This window comes from Brevibacterium renqingii, from assembly GCF_017808105.1.
Classification (GTDB): Bacteria; Actinomycetota; Actinomycetes; order Actinomycetales; family Brevibacteriaceae; genus Brevibacterium; species Brevibacterium renqingii.
Genome location: NZ_JADBHF010000009.1, coordinates 186,121 through 196,946, shown reverse-complemented (window position 1 = coordinate 196,946; position 10,826 = coordinate 186,121). Strand labels below are relative to the sequence as shown.

8 protein-coding genes are annotated in these 10,826 nt (G+C 65.6%); 3 read left to right on the top strand and 5 right to left on the bottom strand.

The genetic code is table 11. The features are described 5' to 3' along the window. Positions 1-142: 142 nt before the first annotated feature. Entirely contained in the window at positions 143-1,252 is a 1,110-nt protein-coding gene (locus IHE57_RS11270) for a DUF6882 domain-containing protein (protein WP_209373045.1), read from the bottom strand. 203 nt (positions 1,253-1,455) lie between these two features. Between IHE57_RS11270 and IHE57_RS11265 the strand changes: the two genes are divergently transcribed. From IHE57_RS11265 to IHE57_RS11255, 3 genes are all read left to right on the top strand, one after another. Continuing rightward, entirely contained in the window at positions 1,456-3,189 is a 1,734-nt protein-coding gene (locus IHE57_RS11265) for an ABC transporter ATP-binding protein (protein WP_209373043.1), read from the top strand. 1 nt (position 3,190) lies between these two features. Further along, complete coding sequence (locus IHE57_RS11260) at positions 3,191-5,272, top strand: ABC transporter ATP-binding protein (protein ID WP_209373041.1); 2,082 nt, start codon at positions 3,191-3,193, stop codon at positions 5,270-5,272. Between the two features lie 323 nt (positions 5,273-5,595). Continuing rightward, positions 5,596-7,245 carry a hypothetical protein gene (locus tag IHE57_RS11255; protein WP_209373039.1) on the top strand — a complete coding sequence of 550 codons (1,650 nt, stop codon included), beginning with the start codon at positions 5,596-5,598 and terminating at the stop codon, positions 7,243-7,245. 85 nt (positions 7,246-7,330) lie between these two features. On the opposite strand, the gene purQ is transcribed toward IHE57_RS11255, so the two are convergent. The 4 genes from purQ to IHE57_RS11235 all read right to left on the bottom strand — a co-directional run bounded on the left by purQ (position 7,331) and on the right by IHE57_RS11235 (position 10,825). Then, positions 7,331-8,068: a phosphoribosylformylglycinamidine synthase subunit PurQ gene (gene purQ / locus IHE57_RS11250; protein ID WP_209373037.1), complete on the bottom strand. Its 738-nt coding sequence runs from the start codon at positions 8,066-8,068 to the stop codon at positions 7,331-7,333. After that, positions 8,065-8,322, bottom strand: coding sequence for a phosphoribosylformylglycinamidine synthase subunit PurS (gene purS, locus IHE57_RS11245; protein WP_039208104.1), 258 nt, complete (start codon positions 8,320-8,322; stop codon positions 8,065-8,067). The genes purQ and purS overlap by 4 nt, the downstream gene beginning before the upstream one ends. A 118-nt stretch (positions 8,323-8,440) precedes the next feature. Continuing rightward, positions 8,441-9,862: an NAD(P)/FAD-dependent oxidoreductase gene (locus IHE57_RS11240; protein WP_209373035.1), complete on the bottom strand. Its 1,422-nt coding sequence runs from the start codon at positions 9,860-9,862 to the stop codon at positions 8,441-8,443. Between the two features lie 99 nt (positions 9,863-9,961). Next, positions 9,962-10,825 carry an ABC transporter permease gene (locus IHE57_RS11235; protein ID WP_209373027.1) on the bottom strand — a complete coding sequence of 288 codons (864 nt, stop codon included), beginning with the start codon at positions 10,823-10,825 and terminating at the stop codon, positions 9,962-9,964. Position 10,826: the final 1 nt, after the last annotated feature.

Below are 10,826 nucleotides of genomic sequence, written 5' to 3'. Positions count from 1 at the left end.
GAGAACATGCTTAAGGCACTGGAAAAGTCGTAAACCCGGCCTTCAGCGGTGGGTAACTAAAGTTGTGCAACTCAGGTCAGAGCAACCATTGAGGGCCGTCGCCGACGAATCGGCAACGGCCCTCAACGACTGGTCTCGGAGATCAGCGACCGAACAGCTTGGAGAACAGTCCCTTCTTCTTCGGCTTCTCCGCCGGTGTCTCTTCCTCGTCCCGAGCGGCCGATTCGGTGTCGGTCTCCGCTGGAGCCGGCTCAGTACCTGTCTCTTCGGCGGCGTGCCTTTCAGGTTCCCCGGTGTCCGCTTCGCTCCGTGCAGCGGGAGCTTCCGTCGTGACCGCCTCGTCGACCAGCTCCGGGGCGGACTCGTCCTCGGCATGGGGTGCCGACGAGTCAGAGACGGCACTCGAGCCGGCCGCCTCGGCGGGGTGGTGTACGGACTCATCACCGGCCGCGGCAGACGATGCAGGTGTCGGAGCCGTCGTGGAATCCGGGCGGGGAGCGGTGGACTCCGTGCCCACCTCGGCGGGGGCGCCTGCAGCTGCCTTCGCATACTGCTCAGCGGCCTCGCCCTCAAGCGGGGTATTCATATCGCAGTTGGAGATCCGGCGCTCGTCGTCGAAGGACAGATCGGCTGATCCATCGGCGAACAGCATCCGCAGGCCGCCGGCCGGCAGCTCTTCGACGGGAATGCCCCGTTTGGCGACATACGACTCGATCGCGGCCCGGTGGTCGCTCACCGTCGTCTGCGTCAGCCCCTGCATGAGAGCACGCACGGACACCTTCACCTGTGGCTGGGGGAGGACAAGCGCATCAGCGTCGACGAGCAGCCACACCGTCGTGCCGGCTCCCGCCTCGGCAGGATAGTGAGCCCACTTGCCCGTGGCCTCCTTCGCCGCGAGGGTCAGGCGCAGGGCCAACTCCTCATCGAGATCGAGCTCGGAGGTGGTCAGCTCCGTGACCTCCTCGGCCGCACCGAACTTGCGCACGTCATGTGAGAGACCGACGACCGCCTCGGGGAAGTCGTTGACGTTCTCCCATCCCCACAGCCAGGTCTTGTCGCGACTCGACTCGGAGCCCAGCAGATGCGGGCGGGCGCGCAGAACAACACCGTTCTCCGTACTGAACGTCAGGTGCGGGTCTGCGGTGAAGTCGACTTCCCACTCTGCGTCGGCGATGAGCCCACCGAAGTGGGTCTGCACCTCGGTGGAGTAGAAGACGGCGCGATTGACCAGGTCCTGCAAAGTTGTGCTCATGGGTTCAAGCCTAAGCGGGAGCGCCTGAGAAGCGAGGAGGCACGCGGCGGAACAGTCTACGTCAGTGCCGTGTGATGGAGTGAAGGAGCCAGGACAGGACCCGCTCGTCTACCGCGGCAAGGAGAATGCATGTAAAGCGATCTGTTGCGCTTCGCGCCTCTCACGACTCATTCATCAGTCACTCTTCACCCAGGACGTTCATCGTGGCCCTACTCCGCCTGTCCCTGAAATACGCCAAGAGCTACTGGCCGTTCATCATCTTGGTCGTCATCCTGCAACTGGCTTCGACCATCGCCGCCCTGTACCTGCCGAGCCTCAACGCGCGGATCATCGACGAAGGCGTGGCGAAGGGCGACACCGACTTCATCTGGTCGACGGGCATGACGATGCTGCTGGTCTGCTTCGTCCAGGTCATCACCGCGATCACCGCGATCTACTTCGGTGCCCGGACCGGAATGGGCGTCGGCCGCGACCTGCGCCGGGCGATCTACCGCCAGGTCGACGATCTGTCGATGCTCGAAGTGGGGAAGTTCGGCTCCGCCACACTGATCACGCGCAACACCAATGACGTGCAGCAGGTGCAGATGCTCGTGCTCATGACCCTGAACTTCATGGTCTCGACCCCGATCATGTGCATCGGCGGAATCATCATGGCCCTGCGTGAAGACGCCGGACTGTCCTGGCTCGTGTGGGTGTCTGTGCCGATCCTCTTCGTCGTGGTCGCCGTCCTCGTGTACCTCCTCATGCCGCTGTTCCGCCGCATGCAGGACCAGGTCGACGACATCAACGGAGTCCTCCGCGAGCAGATCACCGGCATCCGCGTCATCCGCGCCTTCGTCCGCGAACCCTTCGAAACCGACCGCTACGTCGACGCGAACAGGGCGCTGACCGAGACTTCGGTCAAGGTCGGCAACCTCTTCGTCCTCATGTTCCCCGCGATCATGATGATCCTCCACCTCGCGACCGCGGCGGTCCTGTGGTTCGGCGGTCACCGCGTCGACGCCGGACAGATGGAAGTGGGCTCACTGACCGCCTTCCTCCAGTACCTCCTGCAGATCCTCGTGGCCGTGATGATGGGTGTGTTCATGATGATGATGATCCCGCGCGCCGTCGTCTGCGCCGAGCGCATCGCCGAGATCCTCGACGCCCGGACGACGATGACCATCCCCGCAGGAGTCGACGAAGTCCCGCGCCGAGGCGAGCTCGAGTTCCGCAACGTCACCTTCGGATACCCCGGCGCCGAAGTTCCCGTCCTCGAAGGACTGAACTTCACCGCACAGCCCGGTACGACCACCGCGATCATCGGATCGACGGGTGCCGGGAAGTCGACGATCGTCAACCTCATCCCCAGGCTCATCGGCCCGCAGGAAGGCGAGATCCTCATCGACGGCATCCCTGTCACCGCGTTCAACCGACACCAGCTGGCGCAGCTGATCGGACTCGTCCCACAGAAGCCCTACCTGTTCTCCGGCACGATCGCCTCGAACCTGCGCTTCGGCAACGAGGACGCCTCGGACGCCGAACTCTGGAACGCCCTGCGCATCGCCCAGGCCGAAGATTTCGTGACCGAGAAGGAGCACCGCCTCGAGGAGAGAGTCGCCCAGGGCGGCACGAACTACTCGGGCGGCCAGCGCCAGCGCCTGTGCATCGCCCGGGCACTGACCGTGAAGCCGCAGATCTACGTCTTCGACGATTCGTTCTCCGCCCTCGACGTCGCCACGGACTCGCGTCTGCGTGCTGCCCTCGACGAATCGACGGGGGAGGCCACCGTCATAGTCGTCGCCCAACGCGTGTCGACCATCCGCGATGCCGACCAGATCATCGTCCTCGAAGCCGGACGCATCGTCGGCCGCGGCACCCACGAGGAACTCGCCGAGACGAACCCGACCTATCGGGAGATCGTCGAATCCCAGCTGACCACGGAAGAGGTGAACTGACATGGCCGATGACACCTCGACGGAGACCGTCGTGTCCGCAGACGACGAGTACATCCCCAGCGGCGAAGAGCTCGAGATGAGCGGAGGCACACCCCCGCGCAAGGCCAAGCACTTCTGGCCGTCGGTCAAACGCCTGTTCGGGCTCATGACCAGCGAGAAGCTGGGACTCATCAACGTCGTCGCTCTCGTCGTCGGCTCAGTCGTCCTCACCGTCATCGCCCCCAAGGTGCTCGGCAAGGCCATGGATGTCGTCTACTCCGGAGTCATCGGTGCGCAGCTGCCGACCGGAGCGGACATCGACGACATCATCGCCGGTGCGCGAGCCCAGGGACGTGATGACTTCGCCGATATGCTCGCCACCGCCGAGGTGGTCCCCGGGCAGGGCATCGACTTCACCGCTCTCGGTCAGATCATCATCGCAGTCCTGCTCATGTACCTCGTGGCCTCGATGCTCATGTGGGCTCAGGGCTACATCCTCAACGCCCTGGTCATGCGCGTGGTCTACCGACTGCGTGAGGACATCGAACGCAAGATCAACCGCCTGCCTCTGCGCTACTTCGACACCCGGCAGCGCGGCGATGTCATGTCGCGGGTGACCAACGACGTCGACAACATCCAGCAGGCCCTGCAGCAGGCGTTCTCCCAACTGATCCAGTCGGCGCTGACGATCATCGGCATCGGTGTGATGATGTTCATCGTCTCCTGGCAGCTGGCACTGCTCGCCCTCATCGCACTGCCTCTGTCGGGCCTCATCGCCGGAGTCATCGGCACTCGTTCCCAGAAGCTGTTCAAGGCCCAGTGGAAGCACACTGGAGACGTCAACGGCCATGTCGAGGAGTCGTTCTCCGGACTCGACATCGTCCGTGCCTTCGGCCGTGACGAAGTGATGCTCGACGAGTTCGACCGCCGCAACGAATCGCTGTACAGGGCTTCGGCCGGAGCACAGTTCGTCTCCGGGATGATCATGCCCTCGATGCAGTTCGTGTCCTATCTCAGCTATGTCCTCATCGCCGTCGCCGGTGGCCTCAAGGTCGCCACGGGGCAGATGACGCTCGGCGACGCGACCGCGTTCATCCAGTACTCGCGCGAGTTCTCCCAGCCGATCTCCGAGATGGCCGGAGTCGCGAACATGCTCCAGTCCGGCGTCGCCTCGGCCGAGCGGACCTTCGAGCTGCTCGACGCGGAGGAGGAAGACCCCGACGAAGTGAGCCGGACGCTGCCGCCGCGCACTCCCGGCAAGGTCGAATTCTCCGCAGTGAGCTTCCGCTACGCGCCGGAGACCCCGCTCATCGAGGAGGTGTCCTTCACCGCCGAGCCGGGCCATACCGTGGCGATCGTCGGCCCGACCGGAGCCGGGAAGACCACCTTGGTCAACCTCGTGATGCGCTTCTACGAGATCACCGGCGGAACCATCCTCCTCGACGGCAACGACACCCGAGATCTCAGCCGAGCGGACCTGCGGTCCCACGTCGGCATGGTCCTCCAGGATGCGTGGCTGTTCGAAGGCACGATCGCCGACAACATCCGCTACGGTCGACTCGACGCCAGCGACGAGGAGGTCGTCGAAGCGGCGAAGGCGACAATGGTCGATCGGTTCGTCCGGCAGCTGCCCGACGGCTACGACACCGTCATCGATTCCGACGGCGGCAGCGTCTCCGCCGGAGAACGTCAGCTGATCACCATCGCCAGAGCGTTCCTGGCGGACCCGTCCCTGCTCATCCTCGACGAGGCGACCTCCTCGGTCGACACCCGCACCGAGGTGCTCGTGCAGCAGGCAATGGCGGCGCTGCGAACGGATCGGACGTCGTTCGTCATCGCCCACCGCCTGTCGACGATCCGCGACGCCCACACCATCCTCGTGATGGAGGACGGGGCGATCGTCGAGCACGGCGACCATGACGAACTCCTGGCAGCCGGCGGCGCCTACCACCGCCTCTACATGTCGCAGTTCCGCGGAGAGGACGCCGAAGAGCAGTTCACCACTGAGGTCCTCGCCGAGGCCGAAGCCGAACCCGGGGCACCTCTGAGCGAAGCCGCGGACGCTGATTCGCTCGACGCGGGGTCGGGTGAAGAGCGGGCCTGATCCGGGGACCGGGACATAACGTTTTTCGGCGCTGCGAGCCGAGCGCTGCGGAATCGTGATGTTCATTGTGGCCATGCAGATTCGCCCTCAATCCGTGCGCCGGAAGACATCGGCCGAGGTGGAGGCTGCCGCGCGACGGGGCCCTGCGCACTGCCGACCAACGCTCTGGGCCGCCGGTGAGGCGCGACGATGACGATGGCGGATAACGAGCATCTCATTTCCGTCATGTACTAAATGACCGAAAGTCGATGCCCTGCCACTGTCGGCGTAGTGTCCCTGCCAACACCTCGATCAGGCGAGGACGAACCTTTGGAGGGGTCACCATGAAACGCCTGGCACTGGCAGCGACGATTGCGCTGACCGCAGCACTGCTCGGAATCGGGCCGGCAGGCGCCGAGATCGGAGCCCCCGCTCCTGCCGCAGCCGCGGAACCGACGCAGTCCACCGGCGAAGACGCTTCAGATCCCGACGGTTCGCCCGGGCAGGATGAAACGGGCGACGGCCAGACAGCTCCTCCCGGCGACGGAGCCGATGGTGCGCACAACGACTCTGACCCGACGGATGCGCCGGATGAGGGCACCGAGGAGCAGACCGACCCGATCAGCGCTTCGTTCTCTCTCGATCGGACCGAGGCGACGGCCGAGGAGATCAGCACCGAGGGAATCGGCTACACCATCGACTCCCTCGAAGCCGGAGATGTTGTGAGGGCCGAGCCCGGCTCAGAGGGAGCGGCCACCGTCGCCGAGGACGGGGTCTTCTCCGGCACGATCACCGGCGGCACCGAGCTCGAGGCCGGCGACGTCCTCGAAGTCACCGTCACCGTCCAGCGAGACGGTCAGCAGGCGAAGACATTCAGCGGCAGCGTCACCGTGGTCGACGACGCAGCGGCCGAGGTCGAACTGTCGGTGACTCCGCAGACGCAAACGATCGACGACTACCTCACCGATGGGATATCGATGAGCGTGACCGGGTGTCCGGCCGGTGAGGACGTGACCTTGCGCATCATCGCCGAGGACGATCCGGACACTCAGTACTGGGAGGACAGCACTCGAGTCGATGACGAGGGCGGCGCCTCGGCGGAATTCCTGCCCGGTACCGGCGCTGACGGGTGGATCGGCGACTTCGTCGTGCAGGCCGACTGCGGTGGCCACTCCGCCGAAGCGGGCTTCTCCGTGACGGACGGAGGCATCCCGGAGGCTGACCTGAGGGTCTCACCGAAGTCGCAGCCTCTCGCCGACTTCCTCGATGGGGGAGTGAACATGACGATGGTCAACTGTCACGTCGACTCCGATGTGGACTTCCGCGTGAGCTCCGCCGACGATCCCGACACCGTCATCTGGGAGGAATCGCAGAAGGCGGGGGAGGATGCTGCCGGTTATGCGGAATTCGTGCCCCGAGGCGACGGCGGCACAGCCTGGGTCGGTGAGTTCCTGGTGACTGCGTCCTGCGGCGACCAGAGTGCCGAGGCCGCCTTCACCGTCACCGATGACGGCAGCGTGGTCGACCCGACTCTGTCGGTCGAGCCCGCGACGATCTCCGGTGCCGACTTCGTCAACCGTGACAAGGGCGTGATGCTCACCGTCACCGACTGCGAACCGGACGCCCGGGTGCAGTTCGAAGTCTGGACCGAGGACTTCGACACGAAGCTCTACGAGCAGACGGCCCGGGGCGACGATGACGGAGTCGCCGGGGTACAGGTCTACGGGCTCGCCGACGACCCGCAGGCCTATGTCGGGACCTATCGGGTCAAGGCGAACTGCATGGACACCGGTATGGATGGTCGATTCGTCGTCACCGGCGGCGACTCGGGCGCCGGGGCCGGCACGGATTCGGGCAACGCGGGCGGTTCCGGCGGAGACTCGATGCCCCGCACCGGTGCCGAGATCACCGGTCTGGCAGCAGGCGGGCTGCTCATCCTCGGCGGTGCAGCGGCGATTCTGCTCGCCCGCCGTCGCATCCAGTTCGAACGATGACCGGCGACTCGTCGGGGAACCGCTGAACGACGAAGCAGGCCGTCACCCTCCGGAGAGAGGGGACGGCCTGCTCGGTGTTCGGGGATCAGCGTGCGACGAGGGCGCGCACGGCCGAGGAGAAGACGCCCTGGCCGTCGACCCCTCCGCCGGCCTCAGGCCCGAATCCGGCCTCGACGGCATGTTCGGGGTGCGGCATGAGACCGACGACGTTGCCCGCTTCGTTCGTGATTCCGGCGATGTCGCGCAGCGAACCGTTCGGGTTGGGCCCCTGGTAGCGGAACACCACACGGTTCGTCGATTCGAGCTCGTCGAGCACCTCATCGGTGGCGACGTAGCCGCCCTCACCGTTCTTCAGCGGGATCCGGATCGTCCGACCCTGCTCGTAGTCGCCAGTCCAGACGGTGTCCGCATTCTCGACGAGGAGGTCCTGATCGCGGCAGATGAAATGCTGGTGGTCATTGCGGATGAGCGCACCGGGCAGCAGGTGGGACTCGCACAGGATCTGGAAGCCATTGCAGATGCCCAGCACCGGCATGCCCGCACCTGCGGCGGCCACCACGGCCTCCATGATCGGCGCGAAGCCCGCGATCGCACCGCAGCGCAGATAGTCACCATAGGAGAATCCGCCGGGCAGGATGACAGCGTCGACACCGGACAGAGTCGAATCGGCATGCCACAGGTTCACCGGCTCGGCTCCCGCCAGACGCACGGCTCGGGCGGCGTCACGGTCATCGAGGGTCCCGGGGAAGGTGACGACTCCGACGGAGATGCCGGAGCCGGTCCCCGCCTCGGCGGTGGTGGGGTTCTCAGCGACAGCGGTCACGACGCATCCTCGGCTACGCGCACGGCGACGACGTTCTCGATCACGGGGTTCGACAGGAGCTTCTCCGCGGCTTCGCGGGCCTGGGCGAGAACCTCCTCGGTGGCTTCGCCCTCGACCTCGAGTTCGAACCTCTTGCCCTGACGGACCTCACCGAACCCGGTGAAGCCGAGGCGTGTCAGTCCGCCGGAGATCGCCTTGCCCTGCGGGTCAAGGATCTCGGGTTTGGGCATCACCTCAACGACGACACGTGCCATGCGTGTTCTGCTCCTTTGTGAAAGTGTTCGGGAGTTCCTCCCGCGCTCGCCCACAGTCTATCAAGCGCTGGGGACCCTCGGCCCGGGCGCTCGCGCGCCGGACCGCCCGGACGGCGTCTCAGGAATCGAAGCCCATGCCGACGGCATCGAGGACCTTGAGCAGCGGACCTCGCCTGCCCTCGTTCTCATCGGATCTGATGAGGGCCCGAGTCGTCAACTTGATGCCCAGCCAGGCGGCGGGCTCGGGCGGGAACGGCAGCGGCAGCCTGCGCACCATCTCGAGCTCGGTCAGCTCGGTCGACTCACCGGAGAGGAGGTCGAGCATGACGGTTCCGGCGAACCGGGAGGCACCGACGCCGAGGCCGGTGAACCCGGCCGCCATGGCGACCTTCTTCCCGTAGGCGGTGGTGAAGAAGGAGAAGAACCGCGAACAGGTATCGATCGGTCCTCCCCATTTGTGGGTGAACCGCAGCCCCTCGAGCTGCGGGAACGTGGCGAAGAAGTGTTCGGCGAGTGTCTCGAAGGTCTCCGGGCGCTGATCGTACTTCCACGACACCTGGCGCCCGTAATGGTAGACGGCGTCCCATCCTCCGAAGAGGATCCGATTGTCAGCGGTCAGCCGGTAGTAGTGGAAGCGGTTCGCACAGTCGCCGATGCCCTGGCGTCCCTCCCAGCCGATCGAGTCCATCTGCTCGGGAGTCAGCGGTTCGGTCATGAGCGCGTAGTCGTAGACGGGGACCGTGTGGAGACTGACGCGTTTGAGCAGGGAGGGGAAGACGTTCGTCGCCAGCGCCACGCGGTTCGCGGTGATGGTTGCACGGCTGCCCGCTTCGTTCGCCCCGGCACCCGCCTCGTTCGTCTCGGTCGTGACCTCGACAGTGGACTTCCGGTCGGTGACGGAGGTGACCTTGGTGCTCTCGTAGACCTCGACACCCAGTTCGCGGACGACCCGCAGCAGCTCCCAGCACAGCTTCGCCGGATGGACCATCGCGACCTCACGCGAGTCCCACAGTGCGGCCTTGTAGGTCGGTGACTTCACCAGCTGCGCCAGCTGCTGCTGATCGTAGAAGATGAAACCGGCCTCGGGGTCGTGCCCGGCACGCAGGTCGGCCACCTGATAGTCCTCGGTCGCCACATCGAGCTCACCGGTGCGTTCGAACTCGCAGTCCATCCCGTACCGGGCAATTGCGGCCTCGATCGCATCGAGGTTCTCACGTCCCAGCTGTGCGAGGCGCTCGTTCTCCTCGGGCAGATGGGTCGCGCCGTTGTCATAGCCGTGAGTGAGGCTGGCCGCACAGAATCCGCCGTTGCGCCCCGAGGCGGCCCACCCGATGGAGTTCGCCTCGACGAGCACGACATGGCGTTCGGGGTCGCGCTCCTTGGCCTGCAGCGCCGTCCACAGTCCCGTGTACCCGCCTCCGACGACGAGGAGGTCGGCGCTGCGGTCCTCGGTCAGGGGCGGCAGGGGAGTGGGGCGCAGCTCGGTGTCGAGCCAATAGGGAACTGTCGAAGCGTCGGCCAGTGCGGTGTGCACGTCCATGTCGTATCTCTTTCTGTCTGTGCGGCAGATGCGCTCTGCCGTGCGTCGGATCTCATTCTCCCGTGCGACGCCCGGGGTGCGGGCCCGCCTCGGCGAGGATCAGCCCGCCATGGTCTTGATGATCTCGGTGGCATTGCCGCCGGCCTTGCGCAGGACGAAGCCGACGAACCCGAGAGCGGCCAGGGTGAGGAAGAACATCACCGTCGACATCGCCGCGACCTCGGGGCGCAGGGCCACACGGACGGCGGAGAAGATGTAGACCGGCCAGGGAGTGTAGCCGGGCTGCTGGACGAAGCTCGAGAGGATCGTGTTGTCGAGGCTTACGGTGAACGACATCAGGGCTCCGGCGAGGATGCCCGGGGCCGCGATCGGCAGGGTGATGTCCCTGAACCGATGCCACGGGGTGGCTCCGAGATCTGCCGCCGCGTCCTCGAGCTGGGTGTCGATGCCGGCGAGCCTGGCGCGGACGATGAAGGTCACGATCGCCATGGAGAACATCGCGTGGGAGATGATCAGCCTGACCAGACCGTTGTTGAGCGGGGTGATGCCCCAGTCGACGCCGACGGTGACGAACCACGGCAGGAATGAGATGCCGTCGACGATCTCGGGTGTGACCAGGGTCAGCCCGAGGATCGCGGTCAGACCCAAGGCCCACCAGGCGCCCTTCGGCGCCCGGGCCAGAGCGACCCCGCCCAGGGTGCCGAAGACCGTCGAGACGATGGCAGCGCCCACGGCCGCCTGGAGGCTCGTGACGATCGAGGAGATGATGATGTCGTTGTTGATGCCGCTGATATAGGCGTGCAGTCCGAAGCCGCGGAAGTTCGCGAGCACCTTGCCGTTGTTGAACGAGTAGGCGATGATCACCGCGATCGGGACGAACAGGTAGATGAAGACGATGATGCCCCAGACGTGAAGGGCGATATCGGTCGGCGTCCGACGTGCGAATGTGTTCTTCTTCGGCATC

Coding starts and splice junctions, on each gene's coding strand:
- IHE57_RS11270 (WP_209373045.1), bottom strand. CDS start 1,252: ATGAGCACAACTTTGCAGGACCTGGTCAATCGCGCCGTCTTCTACTCC.
- IHE57_RS11260 (WP_209373041.1), top strand. CDS start 3,191: ATGGCCGATGACACCTCGACGGAGACCGTCGTGTCCGCAGACGACGAG.
- IHE57_RS11255 (WP_209373039.1), top strand. CDS start 5,596: ATGAAACGCCTGGCACTGGCAGCGACGATTGCGCTGACCGCAGCACTG.
- purS (WP_039208104.1), bottom strand. CDS start 8,322: ATGGCACGTGTCGTCGTTGAGGTGATGCCCAAACCCGAGATCCTTGAC.
- IHE57_RS11240 (WP_209373035.1), bottom strand. CDS start 9,862: ATGGACGTGCACACCGCACTGGCCGACGCTTCGACAGTTCCCTATTGG.
- IHE57_RS11235 (WP_209373027.1), bottom strand. CDS start 10,825: ATGCCGAAGAAGAACACATTCGCACGTCGGACGCCGACCGATATCGCC.